Here is a 23446-nt window from a genome sequence, read left to right as displayed (position 1 = left end):
GCACGCAGGAAGCCCCCGGTACCACCCGCGACCTCGGCCCGCCCGCAGCGGAAGCGCAGGTCCGGGGCGGCAGGGGCACAGCGTGAAAGGGCAGGTTCACGGCATGACCATCATCAGCTGGATCATCCTGGGGCTGTTGGCCGGAGCCATCGCGAAGTTCCTGCTGCCGGGCCGCGACCCCGGCGGTCTCATCGGCACCACCCTGATCGGCATAGCGGGCGCGTTCACCGGTGGCTGGATATCGGCCCGCTGGATGGACCACCCGATCACCAAGGACTTCTACGACGGCGCGACCTGGGCCGCGGCGATCGGCGGATCGCTGGTACTGCTCATCGCCTACCGTCCTCTGTTCGGCCACTCACGGGACTGACCGGCGCGCGACCACCGAGCCGGACCGGCGGGATGATCCCGGTCGAGCACGACAAGAAGGGTGGGCGCCCGACAGGCGCCCACCCTTGCTCATGTCCACCCGGCCGGACGGACGACGGGCGAGCCGGAAAGCGGAAGACCTACCGGTAGTTCACGAACTGCATCGCGAAGTCGAAGTCCTTGCCCTTCAGCAGGCTGATGACGGCCTGCAGGTCGTCACGGCTCTTGGAGCTGACCCGCAGCTCCTCGCCCTGCACCTGCGCCTTCACGCCCTTGGGGCCTTCGTCACGGATCGTCTTCGCGACCTTCTTCGCGTTCTCCTGGGAGATGCCCTCCTTGATCGACGCGAAGATCTTGTACTCCTTACCGGAGAGCTGGGGCTCGCCCGCGTCCAGGGCCTTCAGCGAGATGCCCCGCTTGATCAGCTTGGACTGGAAGACGTCGAGGATGGCCTTCACCCGGTCCTCGGAGTTCGCCTCCATGAGGATCTTCTCGCCGGACCACGAGATCGAGGCACCCACGCCCTTGAAGTCGTAGCGCTGCGAGATCTCCTTGGCGGCCTGGTTGAGTGCGTTGTCGACCTCCTGCCGCTCGACCTTCGAGACGATGTCGAAACTGGAGTCGGCCATGTCCTGTGGCTCCTTGTATCGGGGTGCGTGTCGTGCGTACGGCGTGTGTGGGGGGAGCGGCAGGACCCGTCCGGGTCCGGGGCCGCATCCGGACAAGCCTAGCCACCCCCCGCGCTCCGAGCGCAGATCAATCGGGTGGCGAAGCACCCCTCCGCATCGGGTATTGTTTACGTCGTTGCCACGGAGCGCCGCGGAAAGCGGCTCGAAGGGCAGCGAACCCCGGCGGTGTGCCCGAGCGGCCAAAGGGAGCAGACTGTAAATCTGCCGGCTCAGCCTTCCCAGGTTCGAATCCTGGCGCCGCCACACTTGAGGATACCCCCTCTGAACTGCAGAAACGCAGATCGGAGGGGGTCTCTTCGTATTCGAACACGTTGATTCGAACGATGGTCGAAAAGCGAGGCTTGTCTCACCTGGTCTCAGGTGCGGCCCGGCCCTGATCAGCGTGTGTCCCCCAGGCGTCCCCCGGGGGAGGCGCCATCTCCGTGCCATTCCCGCAGGCCAGCCTCAATCTGGCGGTTCGCTCGGTCCTGGGCCTGCGCCAGAACCTTCGCGTAGACCCGCAGGAGCACGGCCACCGAGTGCCCGGCCCTGCGCGCCACCTCCATGGGGTCGACACCGGAGAAGAGCCAGAAGGAGACCCCGGCGCACCGCAGGTCGTATGGTCGGCGGGCGAGCGGCGACGCCACCTCGGAGGGGGAGAGGGCGGCGCTCCGGGCTTCGGCCCAAACCTCGCCATATCCCGTGTCCTGAATCACACCGCCGCGGCTGGTGCGGAACAGACGGCCATCCGGGGCTGCGCCGTATCGCTCGATGTGCCACCGAAGCATCGCGACGAAGTTCGGCGGGATCGGCACCACCCGTGAGTCCCGGATCGCTCGGGCCTTGAGGTGGCGCTCTTGGTGGGCCCGGTCGTCGTCCGTCCAGTCGTGGCCGGCATGGACGATGCCGCCGCGAAGTGTGAGGTGGCCCCACCCGCGCTTGGGCAAGTGGCACTGCGACGCCTTCAGACCCACGGCTTCGGCGGGACGCGTGGCTGCGTAGTAGAGGCACCCGAAGAAGGCTTCGAGGTGCGCGCCGCGCTCGCCCTGAGCGCGTACCGCTTCGAGCAGTTGCCGCACTTGGCGTGGGTTGGCGACGCTCGCCGGGTCAACTTCCTCGGTGGACTTCGGGGCCGTCCACTTGACCGTGGTCAGGGGATTCACGGGGACCGTGAAGTACCGTCGTTCGACCGCGAGCCCGAGAACGTCGCTCAGGCAAGCTCGCTTACGGCGGGCAGTACGTCCCGCGGCGGGGGAGCCGTCGAGTAGCGTTGACAGGGCGTCCAGCGCCGTGCGGAGCGTCGCAGGGTCTTCGAGCGCTGAGATGGCCACGGAGTTCTTTTCCACCCAGCGAAGAGCGTCGGCCACTTCGGCGGGAGGCTCTTGGCCCCAACGGATCTTGTTGTATGCCCAGCTGTACAGCGCCCTACGCAGGACTCGGGGCGCCGGCCGACCAGCTGTGGTCTTCACTAGTGCGGGTGTGATGGTGGCGAGGGCGTCGGCGTCGTTACGGCGGGACTTTGCAGGGAGGCGGTCCCACCTGCTATCGACGTACGCCCGGGTGTGCTCGTACCAGGTCACGGAGCCGTGCAGGGCGCGGAGTTCGGAGGCGGGCAGTCCCGTCTCCACGTCGAACTGCTCGCCCTTGCGGAGAGCGGTCATCAGCTCCGACCGGCGGCCGTCCGCCTGCGCTTTGACGGTATAGCTCTTGGAGTGCTTCTGGGGGCCGACAAGCCAGCGGACGCGATAGGGCTTCGGGCGGTCGCGGCGAGTTTCGATGCTGTAGACGCGAACGTCGTACGTGAAGGGCATTGCTCTCCAGGCAGCGGAAGGGCCCGCCCTCGAAGGGCGGGCCCGATGGGCGGTGCGGATCAGGCGGCGTGCTCGGTGCAGCTCTCCCACCACGCGTCCAGGTCGGCGCGACTTATACGGACCTGGCCGTTGGGGAGCTTGCGGAGCTTGGGAGCTTGGCCGCGAGCGCGCATACGGTAGAAGGCGGCGCGGCTCATGCCGATCTCTTCAAGGACTTCGGGGAGCTTGAGCATCTTGGTGCTGGCCATTCGATGGCTCCTCAACGGTCGAGGTCGTGTTGGTCTTCTCGGGACCGCGTCTGTCCGAGGTGCGGATTTCTGCGTCACCGCGTCATCTGCGTCATTCGCACCCGTGACCAGCGGTTTCAGGTGACGTAGGGATTTGGGGGTGTGTCACCGGCGCGGGTGGTCTGCGTCATCGGGTGACGCAGGTGACGCAGGTGACGCGGAGTGACGCACCCGTCGTTTTCCTGCGTCACCGCTGTCGTCGCAGGTCACGGAGTATTTGCGGTCCTTGGATGACACAGGTGACGCAGCGTCCCTTTCTTTCGGACAAGTGAGGGGGTGTCTGTTGTGGTGCTCTGTGGCGCAGCGTGTGGAGAAGGAGCCGCTCCGGCGCGTCATCGCAGGGCGGCTCCGCCGCCGAACAGCAAGAAGAGCACGCCTGGCCGGGGGTGCTCTTCTTGCTGGTGCCCGGCGTCGACCGCAGGTCAGAACGCCGGTTCCTGCTCGTGCGAGGGGGGCGGGGCCGGGGGCCGGGCCATTTCGATGTACCGGGCTGTCTTGGTGCGTCCCCACTCGATGAGGACGCCCCGGGCTGCGAGGGTGGGCTGAAGGCGCTTGAGGCGGTCTGAGAGCACCTTGCCGGTGGTCGGCCAGCCTTTTGGCAGGGGACGGAAGTCCTCGCCGATGTACAGGCCCGTGAGGCAGCGCAGCCATTCGGCAGAAGTCATCCGCACCTCCGCCCCCGCATCGAGGCTGGCGGCGTACTTCAGTACGGTCTGCGCCAGGAGGTCCCCTTCGATCACGTCGTCGTTGAGGTCGTCCAGGCTGGCCCGGTAGGCGCCCAGCGCTCCGAGGCCGGTCGCCGCGTCGAGCTGCGCGCACAGGTGGGCGAAATCGGCCATGCGCAGGTCGGTGGGAATATCGGTCTCGGCTGCGCGGACCTTGACGGTGAGATCAAGGAGGGATCCGAGGACGACGGGCAGGACTTCTTCGAACTCCCCCCACAGTTCGGCCTCGGTACGCCGGACGCGGGGGCGTTCCAGGCGCAGCGGCAGGAGGCGTTCGGCGAGGTCGGGGCGGATGACGCCGACGTCGATGCCGGTCAGGAGCAGGGGGCGGCGGTAGCGGGCGCGGACCACGTCGCCGTCGGTGTACAGGGCGCGTTTGATGGTTTCGGCGCCGGTGACGATGCAGCACATCAGGTCGGACAGGTCCGGGGCGAGGTGGGAGAGGTTGTCCAGGGCGGTGACCCATCCGGCGGCCACGGCCGCAATCAGGTTCTCCTCATCCTTCGGGGCCCGGCGCAGGTCACCGCTCATGCCCTCGATGACCCGCACGAGCATCCGTCCACCGGTGGACTTGCCCGCTCCTTGGGGGCCGGTGAGGAACGGGGCGGGGACGGGCACGGACGGTTCCAGGCAGCCGATGAGCCAGGCAATGGCCAGGCATTCGGTCTCGGCGCCTGCGAAGTTGCACAGCCTGAGCAGCAGGTCGATGCCCTTGCCGTCGGTGTCCTTGACCGGCATGGGGAGCTCGCCGGTGAGCTGGGTGCGTCGCCAGCACACCTCGGCCGGGTCGGGGGTGCGGATGTCCCAGCCGGTGGGGTGGATATGGACGGACTGTCCGTCGTTGCGGCCCAGGTCGAGCCAGGTCGCGCCGTCGAACCCGGGGGCGACGCGGATGTGGACGGGCTGCACGGGCTGGCTCAGTGCGAGTGCTTCGATCAAGTCGAGCGCCTCCTTCAGCGCGGTGCCGTTGAACACGCCCAGGCCGTCGCGGAAGAGGCCGACCATGAGTTCCTGGCGGTGGCTGCCCGCGGTGCCCTGGGAGCGGATCGGGCGGGCCACGGGGTGGCCGTTCTTCTGCGCGTACACGGTCCCGTCGGCGGTGCGGAAGTAGCGGAAGTGGGCTTGGGCGTAGTCGGCGATGACCTCGCGGGCCGGGGTCTTGTCGTCGTCGGACATGGTCACAGTCCCAACCGGGTGCGGGCGTTGGCCCAGGCATCCGTGCAGTGCCGGGGCGACTCGCCCTTGGCCTGCGCGGCGGTGAACAGCCGCGCGACGTGGGCGTCGGTGAGGCAGCCGCACCGTCCATGGACGGACAGCACGGCAAGGAACGTCCGATAGACGGTCGTGTGGACCGCACTGCGGGCCTCGGTTATGCGCTCCTCGGCCATGGCGATGCCACGGTCCAGGTAGGCGGGCGTACGGTGCCGGCACTCTCCGCCCCCGGACCCTGCGGGCACGGTGACGGCAGGCGGCGCCGACCGGAGCGTGGACGGCCTCTTCACGGCCAGGATTCGCACGGCGTCCGGCAGGTTGGCCATGGCGCCGGTGCCGGGACCGAGGTAGCGGGCGTAGGCCATGGTCGACTTGATGTCCACGCCGGGCCGGACCGCGTTGCGGGAGGTCATGGCGCCCCGGTAGATCCAGTGCTCGCCGCGCGTCGTCGGCACCGTCCGGGTGGCGGGCAGGGCGGTACGGGCCCATGCGACGGCGGCCGCGTCGTCCAGGTCCACGACGGTCAGCCCGGCGCCGCCGGGGTGGTAGCCGACGCACACCGCCTGCCGCCAGGCCGCCAGCCACGGGGGCGAGACGATGACGGCCGTCTCGGTGGTGGCGGCGGCCCACGCGTGGCAGACACCAGGGCACCGGCACGGACCGGCGGTCTTCATGTTCGGCCGGCCGCCGCACGCGTTGTCCGCGCACGACGGGCAGTTGCCGAACGGCACCTTGCCCCGCCGCAGGGGCAGCACCGGCACGCCGGACGTCGCGAGGCTCAGTGCGGTGTGCAAGGGGTACGTGGTCGTGGTCATGCGGCGGCCCTCCCTTCCAGGGCGAGGAACTGGGTGGCGATCCATCGGGCGTAGGCGGGCGGGATGGCCTCGCAGACGCCGCGGATGGTGGTGATCCACGGTGTTCCCATGGCCTTGGCGGCGGCGCGCTGCCAGGCCTTGGAGTGGCGGCCGCCGGTGATGGTCATGAACGGTCGTTCGGGGGTGGGCAGGTAGCCGTTGCGGGTACAGAGCGCCGTGTGCGCGGGGTGGACGGGCTCGTCGAGCGGGAACGAGGTCTCGAACAGCCGGTGGCGGTACATCGGCAGGCCGAAGGTGGGCCCGCACAGGCGGATGGGGTCGCGCAGCTCGGAGTGCGCGGCCTCCACGTTCTCGATCACGTAGGGCCGTCCGGCGGCTTGCATGGCCTGGCGGGTGGGGGCGATCAGCTCGGGATAGGTCTTGTGGTTGTAGGCGTTCAGCGGGGTCCAGGCCTGGCAGGGCGGGGAGCCGTGGATGAGTTCGAAGTCGGCTCCGTGGCGGTAGATGAACTCGATCGCGTCGCCCTGGTGGAAGGTGAACGGGTAGTCCGGCTGGGGCTCGATGTCGACGCCGACCACGTCGAACCCGGCCAGGTAGAAGCCCATGGCCATGCCGCCGGAGCAGCAGAAGGCGTCCAGGACCCGCAGTCCGTTGGGCCGCCGCAGTGGCATCGCGTGTGCGCTCATGCCGCCACCGCCTCGGGGCGCAGGCTGGCGAGGGCGTGGGTGCCGAGCCACTGGGTGTAGGCGGGGGGTACGCATTCGCGGATGCCGTCGCGGTTCATCCACGGCACGCCCATCACCTTCCGGGCGTGGTCGACGCCGGAGAAGTTGCCGATGAACTGCCCGTAGTGGCCGGGCGGGATGGGGCGGCCCATCTTGGCCTGCGGCACCAGGTGGGCGGGGTGGGCGGGCCGCGGGAGGCTCCAGCCGCCGGTCTCGAAGAACCGGTGCCGGTATGTCTCCAGCCGGAACATGGTGCCGCACAGCATCACCGGGTCGCGCAGCTTCGGCACCGCGTCGCCGACGTTCTCGATCACCCACGGGCGGCCGGTGACCTCCAGGGCGGCGCGGGTGGGGGCGATCAGGTCGGGGTGGTCGTTCTTCCGGATGCGCTGGCATTTGCTGTCGTGCTGGCAGGGCGGGGAGGCGTGGATGAAGTCGAACTCCGCGCCGTACTCGCGGATGAACGCCACCGCTTCGGCCTGAATGAAGGTGAAGGGGTAGCGGGGCTGCGGGCTGCTGTCGACGCCGGTGACGTCGAAGCCGGCCAGGTGGTAGCCCATGCCGGCGCCACCCTGGCAGCAGAAGGTGTCCAGCAGGCGCGGCCGTAAGGCGCGGGCTCGCCGGATGTCAGTGGGGTGGTTCATCCTGGATGCCTCCTTGCTCATGTGTGTGCGAGGGGATCCGGGGCGGTCGCGGCTTTGGCGAGACGGCGACCGCCCCGGGGTTTGGGAAGAAGTGAATGAGGGGGAGCGTGTGACGACCGCTTGGCTGGTGCTGGCCGCCGGGGACAACCGCAAGCACGGCGGGAACGACGGCTACGACGACGTGCCGTCGGAGCACTACAGCTGGGACAGCTCGGTGCCCCACCACGCCGAATTAGCCGTTGGCGACGTGATCGCGGTCTGGGACAAGGTGTCCCTGCTGGGGATCTCGGTGATCGAGGCGATCGAGACCGGGGACGGCGTGAAGGACATCTACCGCTGCCCGTCCTGCGACAAGTCCGACTTCCAGCCGCGCAAGACGTTGCGGCCGAAGTACGTGTGCCTGAAGTGCCAGGCGGCGTTCGACGTGCCGGTGCCCGGCACGAAGCCGGTGACGACCTACCGCTCCAACCACGCCGTGGCCTGGGTCGACATGCCCGGCCTGCTGAGCGGCGCCGAACTGCGGGCCCTGTGCGACAAGCCCCGCACCCAGCACAGCCTGCGCTCCATGCGCTGGGACAGGCTGCGGGCGGCCATCGCCGCAGCGGGCGGGAACACGAGCATCGACATCGCCGACGAGGCACACCGGGTGATCGCGGGCGGCCACCGCCGGGTCATCGTGCGGGCCCGGGTGGGACAGGCCGCCTTCCGGCGCCAGCTCCTGGAGACCTACGGAGCCGCGTGCGCGCTGACGGGACCGGCGCCCGCCGCCGCGCTGGAGGCCGCCCATCTGTACAGCTACGCGGCCAGCGGAGAGCACCACAGCGACGGCGGCCTGCTGCTGCGGCGCGACATCCACCGCCTCTTCGACCTCGGCATCATCGCCGTCCATCCCGACCGGCTGACCGCTGACGTGACCGAACAGGCCAGGACCTTCCCCGCCTACGCGGACCTGCACAGAGCGCCGCTGACGGTCCCGGTAAGCAACCGGCAGCGGACCTGGCTCCAGGCCCACTGGGACATGCACCGCACGAACGTCACGACCAACGGCATCCCCCAGCAGGCCAGCCACGCTGAGACAGCCACCGCCTAGGAGAACGACCGTGCGAAGCCAAGCCAATGAGCGACGCGTGGGCCAGCAGCGGCGGCCCAGACGCCGCTACTTCCCGCTGTGGGAGGAGTTAGCCGTCCTCACCGCGCACGGTGGCCGGTGCGTGTACTGCCTGGCCCCCTCGGAGGTCAAAGACCACGTCATCCCATACGCCCGGGGCGGCGACGACGACCTGCACAACCTCGCCCCCGCCTGCGAGCCCTGCAACGAATCCAAAGGGAACCGCACGCCCATGGAGTTCGCCGCCCTCCGCCTCAGCCCAGGCCATTGGGGCCCACGAGGGCACCCCGGAAACGGGCAACTCAGGGACGAGTTCGACCGCATGCGGCACACCTACATGGTGTGGGTAGACCGCATCGAGTTCACGCACATCGAGCTGCTCAACCCACGCCGAAGGGCATGGTTCAAGCACGACTTCCGCAGCACCCACTTCAACGCCCCCACGACACCGACGATCAGGGTGAAGGCCGCCATCTGCCGCGCCTTCTACACCCATCGCATCGCGGCGGCTGAAGCGGCGGAATGGCCTACGGACTCGTGGCCCCCATTCCGGATCATTCAACCGCGCCAGTGGCATGCCCCTTCCGATCACCCGAGCGACTGGCGCAGTCTGTAGAACTCCACGGTCCGCAGGAGACCAGAAGACCGAAGGGCGGCCCCGGTTTCAATAGCGTGAGGTTGGGTGCCGCCCTTGGCCCAGCTAGCCGTGGAAGTGGTTCCGCTTGATGACGGCCTTGCGGATGTTGACCGTGGTCCCGCCGCTGTGGCCGCTGGCGCTGAAGACCTGCACGGCGATCCAGCCACCGAAGATCACGGCGGCAAGGATGATGAGCTGCGCGACCAGCGCGGTCAGGGCGGCAATGAACGACGTGAGCAGCAGCAGGCCGCCGCAGACGGCGAGGAATCCCACGCCGCCGAGGGCGACGTTGACGGCCGCGCGGGAGACGGGCGGCTTGGTGGCGACGGGTTCAGGCTTGGCGGGTTCGAGTGCGTAGCCGGTGACGACCCGTCCGTCCGGAAGCACGATGCTCGCCACGGTCGGGACGTGGCCGGGCTGGACGGGGGCGAGCGGCGCCGGTGTCAGGGCGGCGGGGGTGATGGGTGTGGGGTGGTGGAGTTCGACCGGTGCGGGCCGTTCGGGGTAGGTCACGGGTGCTCCCTTCGGGGAGACGGCGGGCCCGCGCCGGGAGGTGGCGCGGGCCCGCGCGGGTGGGTGTCAGAGGGTGTCAGCGGGCGGTGTCAGGAGCGCGTGACACTGCGCCTGCCTAGGGGTTTGGGTGTCAGGCGGCCGTGACGGTGTCAGGCGTCAGGCGGCCGTCAGGGCGGGGACGATCCGCCACCGACCGGTGGTGTTCGTCGGCTCCAGGCGGCCTTCCAGGGCGGCCTCCTTGAGCCGCGCGGAGACCCACGGGCGGGAGAGGTTGTTGCGGTCGCACCAGTCCATGAAGTCCTTCGGGCCGACGACCATCTGCCCGGCCCGCTCGAACTCCTCCAGCGCCTGGGCGAACAGCCGCCGGGCCTCCTCCGGCTTGGGCTTGCGGCCGGTGTCCTGCCCGAACAGCGGGGTGTCGTCGCCCTCTTCGGCGTCGGGGAGTTCGACCTCGGGGTCGATGTGCGCGTCCTCCGGGTCGACGAACTGCCCGTGGTCCATGTCGTCGTCCTCCCCGAGGGACGGAGCCGTGTCGTCGTCGCCCGCGCTGCGACGGGTGTAGAGCCGCCCTGCGACACTGGCGGCGGCCTGGTCGGTGATGGGGTCCGGGGCGGCGCCGTTGCGCTGTACCCAGGAGGCGAGCACCTCCATGAGCGACACGGAGCGGACCGTGAAGGCCCGGGTGCGGCCCGGGGAGGGATAGCGCGCTTCGTCGATGCCGGGGGAGACGATGTAGCAGTAGCCGGGCCTGCGGTTGCCCCACGCGCCCGGGTGGGCGCCGGCGTCGATGACCGCCTCGGGGAGGCTGAACCCTTCGTCGCGGGGGTCGCAGCCGAGCGCGATCACGGACGGGAGGGATGCGCGGGTGCTGGTGGACATCTGGTCGTAGGAGGGCCGCTGGAGCGAGACCACCAGGGAGATGCCGGCGGAGCGGGCCTCTTGGGCGATGCCGGTGAACGCGTCGTCGCCCAGCGCGCGCAGGGTGTTGGCGGCCTCTTCCATCCACGCCACCAGGAACGGCATGCCCTCACAGCCGCACGTGGTGCCGTCCGGGCGGCAGGTGTGCTCGGTGCTGTCCTGCACCTCGGCGCACTCCGGCACCCACTGCCGGTAGCGGTGGGCGCCCAGCCAGCGCGTCCGGGCGGGGATAGCGGCCTTGAGGGCCTCCACCATCACCTCGGTGTCGGACCCGCCCTCGACGGCCCAGTCGATGCCGGGCAGCAGGGGCCGGAAGTCCTGGAAGGACTTCGGGTCGGACAGCCACAGGATCACGTCCCGGCGGGAGAGGATCTCCGTTTGCAGGTTGAGGGCGGTGTCGCCCTTGCCCGATCCGGTCCCGCCCGCGATCAGGACGTGGGTGGAGTTCCGCTTGGCCTCGGGGTCGCCGGGCAGCCACAGCAGGAGCGGGGCGCCGTCGTCGTAGCGGCCGATGACCAGCGGGTCGGCGATCGAACCGCCCAGGTTGGACGGGCCGTCCCACTCGACGACTTCCGCCAGCATGTCTTCTGGGACGATGACCAGTTCCCCGCGCCGCTCGGAGCTCGGGTCGGGCTGGTAGCGCACCGCGTTGCGGGGCAGGTCGAGGGCGGACGCGAGCCGGGCCAGGCTCTTGGTCACGTCGTCGTTGGTCTGCTCCCCGGGTTCCAGGGCGAGCGGCGCGGTGACCCGGTTCGGCTCCACCTTCGCCGTGCCGATCTGCGCCCGGGCGAGGCCGACCTTGGCCAGCAGGCCCTTGTCGGAGTTCTCGCCGGTCGGCTCCACGTTGCGGCGCATGACCATGCGCACGTTCCACGACAGCGCCACCACGGGCCCGCCGATCAGATACAGGTCGTCGACCGGGCCTGCGGTCGGCCCGGCCAGGCACGCGGCCGTCACCCAGGCGGAGCCTGCGGCCACGGTGATGGCGGAGTGCAGGCGGCGCTGCTGGCTGGTCGACTTGCCCATCAGCCAGGTAGCCCCGGTCAGGCCGACCGAGGCGAGGGTCAGGCCGACGCCGGCCGCCGCGCTCTCGCCCCAGCGCCAGTGCCCGAGGACACCGGCCAGGCCGGTGCTGGCGACCCCGAGCCACGGGGGCAGGTGCGGCTTGGCCCGGTGCAGCAGGTACTTGCCGACCCCGGCGGCATCCGAGCCGCCCTGGAGCTGCACCTCGTGCAGCTCGTCAGTGTTGCGCTCAGCCATAGCTCACGCCTCCTTAGTCACTGCTGAGCCCAGTTCATGACCGGCTGCTGCGGCCTGCGGGCACGGTGACGGACACGGTTGATCTCTTCCTCGAACTCCTGCTGGAAGGTCGAGTAGCAGGCGGCGGCGTTCTTCGCCGCGTCGCGCAGATCGTCAGCGGCGCGCTGCATCTTGCGGGCCACCTTCTGGGCGCGGAACCGGGAGCCGAACGGCCGTCCCTCCGGGTCCGGCACCGCCGCGAGAACGCCCTTGAGGATCTCGGCGGCCATCGCCACCTCGATGGAGAGCGTCACCCCGGCCGCGCGCAGGGTGTTGCAGTAGTTGCGGACCTGTGCCGGGGAGGTGAACTCCGGGGAGGGCAGCAGGGCTTCGGCGTGCGGGCGCCCCCCGTGGGCGGGGGCCACGGCTGCCTTGGTGTTGTTCACGGTGACGTTGATCGGCGGGACGAACGAGCCGCCCAGCGCGCCGACGAACCCGCCGGCGGCAGCGCCCGCGCTGGCGAACTTGTTGCCCTTGTCGCCGCTGTTCGTGCGGGCACGGTTACGCCCGCCCTGAGTGTTGCGTGTTGAGGCTGCCATCAGGTTTCTCCCCAGGTCAGTGGGTGCGGCGGACGATGAGCCACGCGGTCTGCGCCGCGATCAGCGTCAGGAGCCAGAGCAGTGCCAGCGGCCCGGCCAGCGGGCCGAACCCGGCGGCCAGCGCGGCCCACGCGGACGCGAACGTGGCGAGCACGGTCAGGGCGATGCGCCACACGAGCGTGGAACTGCGGGCGGGGCGGCGGCGCTGGACGATCCACAGCCACACCGCCGGAGCGGCGGCCAGGGGCGCGAGCAGCAGGCCGGACCACCAGGCGATGACGTGCAACAGGGCGGTCACGGCCAGGGCCAGGACGGCGATGCCGGTCGGGGCCAGGGCGTGACGGACACTCCACAGTCCCCGCCCCACGAAGCCGAGGGCCTCGCGGGTCAGGGAGGGGTGTTCGGGCACGACGACCAGGAACGGCTGCGCTCCCCGGCGTCCGCGCTGGCGGGGGATACGGACGGTGTGGACACCCGCGGCTGTCTTCACGGGGCGGGTACGGGTACGGCTGGACACAGCAGAGACTCCTTGTCGGAGAGGCGGATGGGGTGCTGTGCGGGTCAGAACAGCCCGATCTGGTCGGGCTGGGGCGCCATACGGGCTGCAGCGGCGGCCCGGCGACGAGCCGCGGTGTGGCAGTCCGGGCACCACGCCATGAGCTGCTCCGCCGGCAGTCGGCAGGCCTGCACCACCGGGGTGAGCAGGTCGGCGGGGGCGGCGATGAGGTGGATGGGGCCGCGGTGTTTGCTCGCGGCGTGATCGTGCTCGCGCGGGCAGCGCCCCTTGCCGTTCTTGTGGGCGTTGCCGCACTGGCCGGTGCACTGGCAGCGATAGCCAGCCGCGCGCATCACCGGCCGCCACATCCGCGCGCCGGTCATCGGCTCGCTCATACCGCCGCCCCGTTCAGCTCCCGGGCGCGCGGCTGCGCGGCAACCTGCGCGGCGCGCGCGGCACGGAAGTCCCGCAGCCAGTTGCGTGCGTTTCCGGGATCCACGCCGAACCGCTCCGCCAGCTCCGCGGCCGTGGGCTCTTCGGCCTGCGGGCCGCTCAGCGTGGTGAGGTAGTACGCCCAGCCCTCCTGCTTGGCTGCGGACTTCCACAGCATCTCGCCCCCGTCCACGACCCCGTCGGGGGCCTGCGGACGCAGGCCCGCCAGGTCACCGCACAGCCGCTCATACAGCAGCCGCGCCTCACTGATCCGGCTGTTGAGCTGCTGCAACGCACCCTGACGGGCGTGGTAGGCGGCATCGGCTTCCTGCGCCTTGGCGGTGAGCGTGTCGAGCTGCTGGCGCCGCTGCTCGACCTGCTGCTCGGCCTCATGGATGAGGGCTTGCGCGCGCTGCCGCGCGGTCTGCTCGTCTTGCCGCGCGGCTTCCGCGCGCTGCCGCGCAGCCTCCGCGCGCCCGGTCGCATCCTCGCCCTGCTCCAGCAGCGCGGCATGCTCCCGGCGGACGTCTTCCAGCTCCCGTCGGGCGGCGGCCAGGTCGTCTGCCGCGCGCTGCCGCGCGGCCTCGGCCTCATCCCGCGCGGCTTCCGCGCGCCGCCGCGCGTCCTCCGCCTCCTGGGCGAGCGCGGAGGCTTCCAGCCGCTGAACGGCCGGAGTCACGGCGAGATCCTCGATCAGCGCAAGGACGGCCGTAGGCTCGCGGTAGTCCAGGCCGGCGACCTCATCCGCGCGCGTCAGCGCGGCCAGCCGCCGCACCAGCGCCAGCGCCTGCTCCCGGTCGGTCGCGATGTCCGCCCGGTCCAGCGCCTTTTGAGCCTTGCGGCGCCAGCGGCGCACCTTTCGGGCCTTGCCGGCCTCCAGCGCCAGGCGCAGCCGGTAGACGCGCAGCGCGGCCCGCTGCACCAGCGCCGCCCGCGCAATGGCGGACGATGAGGTGCGGGCGTCCAGGCCGAGCAGGGCGAACAGCTCAGCCCAGGCGTGCTGCCACAGCAGCGCCACCAGCCGGGCCGGGCCCGGACGCGCACTGTCGTCGTCACGGTCGGGGCGGATGTGGTGCAGCTTGCTGCGGAGCTGGAGTTCGATCAGCCACGCCGCGAGGGCCGGTACGGCCGCGAGCACGGGGCGGGCCCACCAGTTCGGGGCGTGCACCGCGTTCATGGCTGCGGAGAACGACACCAGCAGCCAGGCGGTGCGGTGCATCAGCCGCAGCTCCCGCGTCCAGCCGGCCTCGGGTTCGGCGGCGCGGTACATCATCACCAGCAGCGTCATCTCCGCGGCGTCGAATACCGCGATGAACGCCACCGCCAGCGGTATCGGCAGGTTGCACGTGTCGGTGGCGAAGCCCCACAGGCCGTGCACGCTGACCGCCACGCCTCCGAGAGCGACGACGGCCTGCGGGCCGATCCCGGACAGCCACGCCGACTTCCGCAACCGGCCCACAACCCACACAGCCAGGGCGAGTGCGAGCGCCGTCCCGAGCAGCGGCAGCAGCCACGCCCACGGGCCGGTGGGCGGGTCAGGCAGCCAGGTAGTCATCGCTGCCCTCCTTCGCTGTGAAGTCGAGCATCCGCCAGGCCACCTCACGCGCCGGCCGGTCCGTCATCGGCTCCCAGCCGTCGCGGTCGGCTCCGAGCGCGGCCGCGTAGTCCACAGCGGCCTCACGGCCACGGTGGATGTTGTACGGCTCGCCGTAGTGCAGCAGCACCACCAGCGACCGGCCCCCCTGCCGCGCGGCCTTCAGTTCCGCCAGCAGCCGGCGCAGACGGCCGACGATAACGATGCGGATCACGCCGCCTCCCCCGCTCCGATGCGGTTGGCCAGCGCCGCCCGCTGCGCCAGCGCCCGCTTGCTGTCGCGACGCGCACGGCGCGACTCCAGGTCCGTCGGCGCCCGGTCCAGCAGCGCGATGCGGACGTCGAGCGCCTCGACGTCCGCGAGGATCGCGGGCATCTCCGCCTCGATCGCGTCCAGCTCCGCATCCGTCGGCTCCAGCCAGTCGGCGAACGCGGTAACAGCGTCCTGAACAGTAACGATGTGGCTCATTGGGTCGTGTGTCCTCTCACAGGTGAACGGCCCGAACCGCGCCCCCGGTGTTCCCGCACCGGGGGCGCTTGCCGTTGAAGTCGGAACATCCGGCTCCCCTCAGCGCTGCTCGTACGAGACGAGCAGCGGAGGCAACCGGCCGCAGCTCAGAACCGCTGCGGTGGTCTGGTCGTGCAGGTGTCTCCTTCGGGAACACGGGCTCCCGTTACAGGCATATGGAGACGTGACCTTTCGGTCTAAGCCCTCCCGAATGACCAGGGTCGGGTGCGCCCTCGGCCTGCTCTGTCCCAGGCCCCTTGACCTCGAACGGGCTCTGAATCAGCGCGCGTTGAGGTCCGGCACCCCCCGACCGGGCGAACCGGTCGGCGGGCACATCCCTAGGGTTCCCTAGGGTTCCCTGGGGTGTCAAGCGGTAGGCTAGGGAACCTCAGGGAACTCGCGACAAGGAGCGGACAACATGGCAGGCCAGGCCGACAATCGGGCGCCGTACGCGAAGATTGCCGCCCACTACACAGAGCTGATCACCTCTGGTCAGCTACAGCCGGGAACCCTCTTGCCGAGCATCAAGAACCTGTCGGAAGAGTGGAAGGTGAGCACGGCGACAGCGGAGAAAGCCCTGCGCAAGCTGCGCAACGATGGGCTTGTCCGCGGCATCCACGGCATCGGGACCGAAGTGCTGGACCGGCCGGCTCCCATGTCGTCGGGATCCCAGCGGCAGGACCGAGGACGCCGTACCGGCTCTAGCTGGGGGGCAGGCGAACGGTCCGACTCACATCAGGCGGCCGTGGTGCCCGCGCCCGAAGAAGTGGCGCAGGCGCTGGACATTCAGCCAGGCTCCGACGTGGTCCGTCGTAGCCGCGTGTACAGGGACCGGCACGGCATCGTCGCTCACAGCACTTCATGGATTCCCGCTCAGTACGCGAAACTGATCCCTCAGCTTGCCGCGAGCGAGCGGCTGACGGGGGGAACGTCGCTTCAGCTCATCGCCAAGGCGACCGGCCGCCCGATCAGTCACCGTGTCGACACCGCCTCAGCCCGTCTGCTGACGCCGGAGTACGCGCGCCTTTTGGAGCTGGACCCTGACAACCCGCCGACGGACCCGGTGGTCGTGATGACAGCCAAGTTCGTGGACAGCGAGGGCAACATCGTGGAGTACGGCGTGGACCTCGGCGGTCCGGGCCGGACGTGGCGCACAGAATCGGAGGTGTCCCCGTGACGGTCGTGGACGACACGCTCGTGAGCGTGCTTGAAGATCGACTAGATGCCCTGCTTGCGGCCCGTAGGGCTGGCACAATCACGCCCGAAGCTGAAGCGGAGATGGCAGCCATCTCCCGAACCATGTCGAGACCGATGCCCCCACGCCCACCGTTCTGTGTCCTCATGGCCGGACTCCCCGGCTCCGGCAAGACGACTCTCTCCCGCGCCCTCACCGCTCGGGGGTTCATACGGCTGTGCCCGGACGAAGAGATGTTCCGCCGGCACGGCGTCTACGGCGTCGACTTCCCTCGAGGCGTCTTCCCTACCCTGGAGCGGCCCGTCCTCGAAGACGTGGCGGCCGACCTCCGGGAGCAGCTCAAAGTGGGGCACGATGTTGTCGTTGACCACGGCTTTTGGACCCCGGAAGACCGGGCCAGATGGCAGGCTCTCGCTACCGAGGTCGGCGCGATCCCTGTACTCGTCTACCTCGAAGCTAGCCACGACGAGCTATGGGCGAGGATCAGCAAGCGCAACGAGTTCTACACCAACGATCCCAACTCGATCTACTTCTCCGAGAGCGACCTACAGCGGTACCGCACGCGGTTCGTCCCCCCGCAGGCCGATGAACCGCACCTGTTGTACGACGGTGATCCGGCGGCCGTGATCGCAGCGCTGGAAGCCTCTGGTCCCTGACGCTGAAGGGGTCAGACGCACAGGTCAGCTGCCCCGGCCGTTCAGTGCGCTTCCGGGGAGTGCTTGCCCCTGGCGGGCCGACACTGGCACCCGACGACGAACTCTCAGCGATCTGGCGCACGACCGATACGAAGCGTTTCTGCGCCGCTGAACCCGCCTGATGGGTTGTCAGTGCCTGGTGATACACCTGATGATCCGTGTCGTCCACGAGTCGCTGGCGACACTCGGTTCGTCCAGGGGGAGCGTCATGACGGTCTTCGCTCAGCCGGCCAGCCTCAAACGCGCGGCCGTACGCAAGCACTACGAGGACACGATCCTGCGGCCAGTGGTCTTCCAGGACCACGGAGATGTGCTCGAGCCTCAGGTGCTGCAGGCGCTGAAGGCTCAGTTCCCGTCTGGGCGCGCGCAGTTCTGGGGCGTCACGCCTGGTCTGAACAACGCTAACGTGCCTCAGATCCGCAAGATGCAGCCAGGGGATACTGTCTTCTTCGCCGGTAACAAGAGGCTCTACCTCGTCGGTACCGTAGCTCTGACGTGGCACAACCCAGCTCTGGCGCATCGGTTGTGGGGAGTGGATGAGCGCACCGAGCAGACCTGGGAGCACATGTATGCCTTGAGCGGAGTCCGCGGCATCGCCTTCCCGATGGCCGAGATCCGCTCACTGCTGGGCTGGAAGGCAAACCGCAACATCCAGGGGTTCGTCGCCCTCCGCGAAGACGACGGCGCTGTCCTGACCGATCTCGTGGGTTTCGAGCCCAGCGCGACAGCTGCACCCCAGGCTGACCCGGATGAGGAGCAGCCTGCAGGACCGCCTCTAGGGCCCACGGATGCGGTAGCTGAGGTCCAGCGGCGAGCCGAGCAGGGGCGCATAAAGAAGGCTCTCCTCCCCGGCGCCGAGGGGGACTGCGCTTTGTGCGGGCGCACGCTCCCCCGCGCCTTCCTCGTAGCCGCACACATCAAGAAGCGGGCGGCTTGCTCTGAGGAAGAGCGCTGGGACATTCATAACGTCGCTATGCTGGCGTGCCTCCTGGGCTGTGACAGCCTCTTCGAGCACGGGTTCGTCACAGTCGAGGAGGGCGGATCTATCAAGGTCAGCCCTGCTATAGAAGGTGCGCCAGCGGTAGCCAAGTACGTCGCAGAGCACCTGGTGGACCGGTCTGTGGATTGGTGGTCGCCGGAACGCGACAAGTACTACGCCTGGCATCGCTCACACAGCTTCCAGACTGGGGCCCTGACTCCTGACCAGGTAGAGAAATAGCCGTATAGCGCGGCCGCCCTGGGCGAGGACCAGGGCGGCCGGGCAGGGACGCGAGCGGACTGTTCGCTGACCGGATATTGCAGGAAGCAACCGGTCTCAGCTGCCATTGTCCAGGAGGCATCCGCCGCCGTCCGCAGAAGTCTGGAACCCCTGTGCGGGGTGCCAGTGACTGATGCCTACCTTAGTTGACGAGCGCTTCGAATTGTTCTCGGATAAGCGAGAACTCGGACGCTCCTAGCTCGATGCGCTCCTCGACCAAGGCCCGCAAGTCATTGTCGTCGAGTACGACCATCCACCCATGGTCATCGTTGGCAGAATTCCGGCATGACCGGAGCACTTTGTCTTTATCTCCAAACCCTCGGTGCGTGATGATGCCGAACTTTCCGCGAGAGGGTGAAAATCTGCCCACGAGCTGGTCGAACTCCGGGTTTTTCAGTTCCTTCCCGTAGTTCTTGCACTCGACAAACACGAACGGCGCGGGGTAGTGCTGTGAAAGCCAGTAGAAGAATCCATGGCGGGATTCGTTGACGTAAGCGATGTCAATCCTCTTCATGCCGCCGTGAATCTTGAACTCTCGCCGGGGTGAGGTGAGGTGAGGATAGAACAGCGCTGACAGGAGCGCTTCGACGTTCCGGTGATAGGTGTCCGCGTGCGCTTTACCAACGGGTGTGTTCAGAACCTTGTCCAGCAGTGCGTCCCAGTCGAACTCTTCCTCGGCCTCGGTGCCCGGAAGCCAGTCGTGATCCATGGCTGGCTGCGGATTCTGGTCCTTCTGGCGCCTGTAGTTCTCAAGAATCTCTGGGTTTTGTACGGTGATACGGGTGTTCGTTTCTTTGCCGACTCCGTACTTCTGTTTCAGATCCCTCCTGTACACCCTGGGTCCGCTCTTGAGGAGGTGGACCAAACTGCCGCCGACGGCAAGTTCCTCCTGTTCGAGGAAGGGCAGAATGTGGTGGGTGTAGTAATCCTGGGGGTCGAACTGCAGTTTTCGCCGAACGATGGACTTAGGGACCAGGATAAGCGGGGTGTCGTTCACGAGGGGGAGCCGGGTGTAGTAGCTCTCCCACCGCTTCCTCCTGGAATCCCACACCGGCCCTGAAGGTACGCTGTCCACCATCGGGATCTCATAGTACTCGCAGGCCTCGTGGGTGAAATCAATCAGCTGGCCGCGGATGATGTTCACGGCGAGGTCCGAGACCCGGTCCGGTCCGATGCCCGGCACGAAGAGCGCCGCTTCCTCCAGGTCTTGCAGCATCCCCGTTCTGACGGCGGAACTCGCCGATAGGGCTTCATAGATTTCCTCGGCGATTTTCTCGCCTACCCCGCTGCCTCTCGGCCTGCCTTTCGAGTAGCCGAGATGCGTTTCGTTGGGTTCCCGCAGCGTGGATAGCAGGTACTTAGCCCTGGAAGTGTCACCGTTCATCAGGGCATCCAGGATTACCTGAAAGTATCCCTGGATCCGCGAAACGCAATTATGGGCCCATGGCGTTGGCAGTGCGGAGAGCGCGCGAGGATCGATGAAAGCAAGTGTGTCACTGTCGACGTCAACATCAACGAAATCGACTTCGCGCTGCGAACGGCCGACGTTGAAGTATTCGGTAACCCGCATTTTCCCCCTCGAATCCAAGCTGCACGGTTATCGCCCAGCTCAGTAGGTTGTCCCCGGATCGATCAGGCCCGACACCCGCCGGTAACTGCGGGACGCAGTCCGTCCCGCGTTCTTTGTCCTAATTGCGGAGTTCCGCCATCAGGCGGCTTCGCGGGTGGGGCCGTCCCATCAGTCCGCGGACGACCCCACCCCGACTGGCACAGGTGTGTCAGCTTGCTGTCGGCCAGCGTTCCCGGTCGTACGGCAGCATCCAGGCGGTGACATCGCCGGCGATACGCCGCACCTGCAGTTCCGGTGTCGTGGAGCTCAGCGGCAGCACGTAGAGGCAGTCCCACTTCCAGGCCTTGGGGAGGTCGTGGAGGTACTCCCTAATGTGGCTGGCAAGACCGTCATCATCGTGCGGACGGCAGACAGAGCCGATGTAGCAGACCGTCCCGCTGGGGTCCTCGGCGACGTAGACCGCGCAGGACACCTCGGGCAGAAAGTCCGGGGCGACAGGCTGCCTTTCAGGCAACACCTTGAGCAGGCTTGTCCCGCAGAGATCGGCGAGCGCCATGTAAGTGCCCTTCTTCATCAGGCCGTCTCGCTCTCGTCCTCGGTGCCGTCGTCCTCGTTCGTCCCGTCATCAGCAGCCGAGGGGCCGGCGTCGACGGCCGCCTCCCACCAGTCCTCAGCGGTTCCCAGCATGTTCTTGAGCTGGTCCCTGAGCAGACGGGCCTGAGCGCGGCCGCGCTGTTCGATCAGCGCCACGCCGTTCTCGTCCTTAACCCCTCCGAGGTTCCGCATTGCGTCCGCCAGAAGCCTGAGGGCACCCTGCGTGTCCTTGAGCCAGCGCTGGTACTTCGCTTCGAGGGCCGCCTCCTCATCCAGAGGCTCCTGCTCCTCCTTATCCTTCGGGGCCAAATCCTCGCGGAGGAACTTGTTGTTGACGTAGATGTCCGCACCCGCAGCGCTCGCTTCGGGATGCCCCTGAGGATCCACCTGACGCGGCCGGAGACCGGCACGGTCATCCTCGACCGCCTGCCGCAAATGGTGCAGGCCGCGCTTGGTCTCGAGCAGCTCCTGCATGATGTCCGCCGGAGGGCGACGGTCGCTGCCTGCTCCGATGTCGTGCCTCGGGCCGCTGATTGCCTTGTGCTTGACGAGGACGTACGCCGCACGGACCCACAACTCGGTTCCCGCAGGTCCGCCGGCCTCGCCGTTCTCCAGCTCCTTGAGCGCAGCCTCGAACAGGGCTTCCGGCGTGCGTCGCGTCGGCTTCCACGCGTTGGCCTGGCTCAGGTGCGGTGGAAGGGCGCTCTCCAGCGTCTTGCGGAAGGCCGCAAGGTCCGGCTCCGAAGCCTTGCCCCGCTGCTCCCGGGCGATCATCTCGACCCCGAGCGGAAGCTTGGTCCTCAGCGTCACGTTCTTCCGGCGCCGCCCGTTCAGCAGCTCACCCTCGGCGAGAACCAGGGCGATGGGCTTGCGCACCGCGTCATGGATCTTGGGCTCGCGCGTGGTGAAGAGGTGCACGATGCGCGCCGCTCGGTCGTCCAGGAAGGCCGGGATCTTGTTCTGCTCGGCCTCCTCCTGGGTCAGCCGGCCGGCCAGCCAGTCGGCTTCGACGTCGCTCGGGACAACGGCTGCCGCACGTGCCGCGAGGAGGCACTCCTCTGCGAGCGTGGTGTACTTCGCAGGGTCGCTCCAGGGCGTCTTCGGATTGAGGTGGTCCTGGGCGACGCGAGCCTTGATTGCCTGCGCGAGGTCCACCGTGCCGGGGGTGTCCGGCACCACGCCGATGATGAGCTCGAAGTCGGTGACGGCACACCGCACCGCTGACTTCTCCGTCTCATCGATCTTGTTCTTCGGCTTGTCCGCGTAACTGTTGATCTTATCGATGTGGGTCTGCATCGCAGCCGCGCCTCGAGGCAGCTGGAACAGAACCTCGTCGGCATTGACGCCCAGCCAGTAGAGACCGTGGCTCGTACGCGTCGATCCCTCGCGGACGAAGATGTGAGCAGTCGGGTTTTCGCCCTCTGCGTCGTACGACACAGTGGTGGCGACGCCGATCGGTGGGTCCATGATGCCCTGGTCGGCAATGCTCGGATTCGGGAGATTCTGGTTGCGCGTCGTCTCCATGGCCCACGTGAGCTGGGCCACGAGCGCCGCGCGGCTCGCCACGCGTACGGACATCTCGCCTACGCCTGCCTCGGCCGCCGGCGTGAGGGTGGCCGGGGGCGCTCCCGCGCTTCCGGCGAGAGGGAAGTTGATCTGGTCGGCGTTGCGGGGGTTCAGCGGGTCCGGCGCGAGGCGGGCGGTGTACACCTGTCCCGAGACGACCAGTAGATCCGCACCGGGGATGCGGCGGCGCTGGGGGTTTTCGACCTGCGGCAGAACAGCGGCGGGATTGGTCCAGATCGTCGAGATCGCTCCCGCGGCCTGGTCGCTCATGCCGTGCTTCTTCAGCGCGGCGCGCAGATTCTTGTGCAAGACCGAGTCCGGGATGTCAGGCACTCGCCGGATGGGCTTGGGAAGCTCGGTCTTCTCACCGCGGATCGTCGCACCTGAATTGGGGCTGAGAGGCATCTGAGGCCCTCCTCGTGGTCCCCTCCACGGGAACCACTCCCGCGGAGGCATACACGCGGGAGCCGGAGTCGCCGATCCAGCCCTCGCACCCACGCTCTGCGGATCCTGGCCCGCATCACAGGGAGCGGCAGGAGCACATCCAGCCTGCGTAGTCCGGCCTCGGCGCTCAGTCGGTGCTGGCGCTGTACGGGCCTCGCTCTCCCTCCCGTGAAGTCGGCGCTTCTGGGAAGGGACGCAAGCACGCGTGTCCTACAACTCAGACCAGTCTCCGTCGGTCGGGGCCGAGCAGGCAAGCGAATAATCATTAAAAGCGCAAAATGATCATTGCGAGGCAGTTTGGCGCCGAATGGCTGCGTGATCAGCACGAACTGGGAACGGAACCTTCTGCGCGGGGGCCTGCATGCAGTGAAGTTGCAGATCAGCCCTAGCGTGGTGCGAGGTGGCGGGCAGGCTGGGGCGCCTGTGAGGGTGGCGGATGATGCGCGAGCAAGGAAGCGCGCTCCGCAGCGAACGTTGTTGTGGGGTTCGGTGGCGATCTCGGGAATGGCAGCGGCGCACAGGGCTTCCTCCCAAGAATGGTGTGTGGCGCAGACCGGAGCCGCTGAGGGTGAGTTCCCCCAGGTGTCCCCCGGTGGCGGGACGGACGTGGAAACCGCAGGTCAATGGCCGTGGGCGCGGCCCGCTGTAAATCTGCCGGCTTCGCCTTCCCAGGTTCGAATCCTGGCGCCGCCACATGTGAGGTAGCCCCTCTGGACCCAGTCCAGAGGGGCTTCTTTCTTGCTCTGCTTCGGGGCCTCCCCACCCCCTGTGGCCTGCATCACCCGCCCCAGGCCCGATCCGCCAGGCCGCCTCGTCCGGCCCTCG

24 protein-coding genes and 1 tRNA gene are annotated in these 23446 nt (G+C 68.5%); 7 read left to right on the top strand and 18 right to left on the bottom strand.

From position 1 onward, the window contains the following. The first annotated feature begins 103 nt into the window (after positions 1-103). On the top strand, positions 104-370 hold the full coding sequence (locus Q5694_RS12710) for a GlsB/YeaQ/YmgE family stress response membrane protein (RefSeq protein ID WP_333932903.1): 267 nt from the start codon (positions 104-106) through the stop codon (positions 368-370). A gap of 139 nt (positions 371-509) precedes the next feature. Here the strand turns inward: Q5694_RS12710 and Q5694_RS12705 are convergent, their stop codons facing one another. Next, positions 510-998, bottom strand: coding sequence for a YajQ family cyclic di-GMP-binding protein (locus Q5694_RS12705; RefSeq protein WP_333932902.1), 489 nt, complete (start codon positions 996-998; stop codon positions 510-512). A 221-nt stretch (positions 999-1219) separates the two neighbouring features. Here Q5694_RS12705 and Q5694_RS12700 point away from each other — a divergent pair. Further along, positions 1220-1301 (top strand) — tRNA-Tyr (locus Q5694_RS12700). Positions 1302-1435: 134 nt separating this feature from the next. On the opposite strand, the gene Q5694_RS12695 is transcribed toward Q5694_RS12700, so the two are convergent. The 6 genes from Q5694_RS12695 to Q5694_RS12670 form a co-directional block, all read right to left on the bottom strand. Next, positions 1436-2848 (bottom strand): tyrosine-type recombinase/integrase, encoded by a 1413-nt coding sequence (locus tag Q5694_RS12695; RefSeq protein ID WP_333932901.1) that lies wholly within the window; start codon positions 2846-2848, stop codon positions 1436-1438. A gap of 59 nt (positions 2849-2907) precedes the next feature. Next, the gene (locus Q5694_RS12690; RefSeq protein WP_333932900.1) at positions 2908-3096 is read right to left on the bottom strand and encodes a helix-turn-helix transcriptional regulator; all 189 of its coding nucleotides are present in this window, start codon (positions 3094-3096) and stop codon (positions 2908-2910) included. A 461-nt stretch (positions 3097-3557) separates the two neighbouring features. After that, complete coding sequence (locus Q5694_RS12685) at positions 3558-5036, bottom strand: ATP-binding protein (protein WP_333932898.1); 1479 nt, start codon at positions 5034-5036, stop codon at positions 3558-3560. Positions 5037-5038: 2 nt separating this feature from the next. Further along, positions 5039-5887 (bottom strand): bifunctional DNA primase/polymerase, encoded by an 849-nt coding sequence (locus Q5694_RS12680; RefSeq protein ID WP_333932896.1) that lies wholly within the window; start codon positions 5885-5887, stop codon positions 5039-5041. Then, a complete protein-coding gene (locus Q5694_RS12675) occupies positions 5884-6573 on the bottom strand; it encodes an SAM-dependent methyltransferase (RefSeq protein WP_333932895.1) in 690 nt (229 codons plus the stop codon). Before Q5694_RS12675 ends, Q5694_RS12680 begins: the two co-directional genes overlap by 4 nt. After that, positions 6570-7256: an SAM-dependent methyltransferase gene (locus tag Q5694_RS12670; RefSeq protein ID WP_333932894.1), complete on the bottom strand. Its 687-nt coding sequence runs from the start codon at positions 7254-7256 to the stop codon at positions 6570-6572. The genes Q5694_RS12675 and Q5694_RS12670 overlap by 4 nt, the downstream gene beginning before the upstream one ends. Before the next feature lie 109 nt (positions 7257-7365). On the opposite strand from Q5694_RS12670, the gene Q5694_RS12665 reads away from it, so the two are divergent. Both Q5694_RS12665 and Q5694_RS12660 read left to right on the top strand, forming a co-directional pair. Continuing rightward, positions 7366-8346 carry an HNH endonuclease gene (locus Q5694_RS12665; protein ID WP_333932893.1) on the top strand — a complete coding sequence of 327 codons (981 nt, stop codon included), beginning with the start codon at positions 7366-7368 and terminating at the stop codon, positions 8344-8346. A 37-nt stretch (positions 8347-8383) separates the two neighbouring features. Beyond that, positions 8384-8980, top strand: a complete 597-nt coding sequence (locus tag Q5694_RS12660; RefSeq protein WP_333932891.1) for an HNH endonuclease — start codon at positions 8384-8386, stop codon at positions 8978-8980. 84 nt (positions 8981-9064) lie between these two features. On the opposite strand, the gene Q5694_RS12655 is transcribed toward Q5694_RS12660, so the two are convergent. The 8 genes from Q5694_RS12655 to Q5694_RS12620 all read right to left on the bottom strand — a co-directional run bounded on the left by Q5694_RS12655 (position 9065) and on the right by Q5694_RS12620 (position 15260). Continuing rightward, positions 9065-9514 carry a hypothetical protein gene (locus Q5694_RS12655; RefSeq protein ID WP_333932890.1) on the bottom strand — a complete coding sequence of 150 codons (450 nt, stop codon included), beginning with the start codon at positions 9512-9514 and terminating at the stop codon, positions 9065-9067. Between the two features lie 156 nt (positions 9515-9670). Next, positions 9671-11692, bottom strand: coding sequence for a plasmid transfer protein TraB (traB, locus tag Q5694_RS12650; RefSeq protein ID WP_333932889.1), 2022 nt, complete (start codon positions 11690-11692; stop codon positions 9671-9673). A 17-nt stretch (positions 11693-11709) separates the two neighbouring features. Beyond that, entirely contained in the window at positions 11710-12270 is a 561-nt protein-coding gene (gene traA, locus Q5694_RS12645) for a plasmid transfer protein TraA (RefSeq protein WP_333932887.1), read from the bottom strand. 16 nt (positions 12271-12286) lie between these two features. After that, positions 12287-12787, bottom strand: coding sequence for a hypothetical protein (locus tag Q5694_RS12640; protein WP_333932886.1), 501 nt, complete (start codon positions 12785-12787; stop codon positions 12287-12289). A 44-nt stretch (positions 12788-12831) separates the two neighbouring features. Next, the gene (locus tag Q5694_RS12635) at positions 12832-13161 is read right to left on the bottom strand and encodes a hypothetical protein (protein WP_333932885.1); all 330 of its coding nucleotides are present in this window, start codon (positions 13159-13161) and stop codon (positions 12832-12834) included. Continuing rightward, entirely contained in the window at positions 13158-14753 is a 1596-nt protein-coding gene (locus Q5694_RS12630; protein ID WP_333932884.1) for a hypothetical protein, read from the bottom strand. Before Q5694_RS12630 ends, Q5694_RS12635 begins: the two co-directional genes overlap by 4 nt. Then, positions 14734-15006, bottom strand: a complete 273-nt coding sequence (locus Q5694_RS12625) for a hypothetical protein (RefSeq protein ID WP_333932883.1) — start codon at positions 15004-15006, stop codon at positions 14734-14736. Before Q5694_RS12625 ends, Q5694_RS12630 begins: the two co-directional genes overlap by 20 nt. Further along, positions 15003-15260: a DUF6284 family protein gene (locus tag Q5694_RS12620; protein WP_333932882.1), complete on the bottom strand. Its 258-nt coding sequence runs from the start codon at positions 15258-15260 to the stop codon at positions 15003-15005. The genes Q5694_RS12625 and Q5694_RS12620 overlap by 4 nt, the downstream gene beginning before the upstream one ends. A gap of 457 nt (positions 15261-15717) precedes the next feature. On the opposite strand from Q5694_RS12620, the gene Q5694_RS12615 reads away from it, so the two are divergent. From Q5694_RS12615 to Q5694_RS12605, 3 genes are all read left to right on the top strand, one after another. Beyond that, entirely contained in the window at positions 15718-16476 is a 759-nt protein-coding gene (locus Q5694_RS12615) for a GntR family transcriptional regulator (RefSeq protein WP_333932881.1), read from the top strand. Beyond that, entirely contained in the window at positions 16473-17150 is a 678-nt protein-coding gene (locus Q5694_RS12610) for an AAA family ATPase (protein ID WP_333932880.1), read from the top strand. Before Q5694_RS12615 ends, Q5694_RS12610 begins: the two co-directional genes overlap by 4 nt. Positions 17151-17340: 190 nt before the next feature. Beyond that, entirely contained in the window at positions 17341-18408 is a 1068-nt protein-coding gene (locus Q5694_RS12605; RefSeq protein ID WP_333932879.1) for a hypothetical protein, read from the top strand. A 181-nt stretch (positions 18409-18589) separates the two neighbouring features. Here the strand turns inward: Q5694_RS12605 and Q5694_RS12600 are convergent, their stop codons facing one another. From Q5694_RS12600 to Q5694_RS12590, 3 genes are all read right to left on the bottom strand, one after another. Then, a complete protein-coding gene (locus Q5694_RS12600) occupies positions 18590-19831 on the bottom strand; it encodes a hypothetical protein (protein ID WP_333932878.1) in 1242 nt (413 codons plus the stop codon). 394 nt (positions 19832-20225) lie between these two features. Next, complete coding sequence (locus Q5694_RS12595) at positions 20226-20573, bottom strand: hypothetical protein (protein ID WP_333932876.1); 348 nt, start codon at positions 20571-20573, stop codon at positions 20226-20228. A 17-nt stretch (positions 20574-20590) separates the two neighbouring features. Then, positions 20591-22582, bottom strand: a complete 1992-nt coding sequence (locus tag Q5694_RS12590; protein ID WP_333932874.1) for a hypothetical protein — start codon at positions 22580-22582, stop codon at positions 20591-20593. Between the last annotated feature and the right edge of the window lie 864 nt (positions 22583-23446).

The sequence above is a fragment of the Streptomyces sp. AHA2 genome, assembly GCF_036857595.1.
GTDB lineage: Bacteria > Actinomycetota > Actinomycetes > Streptomycetales > Streptomycetaceae > Streptomyces.
This window is presented reverse-complemented; position numbering and strand designations above follow the sequence as displayed.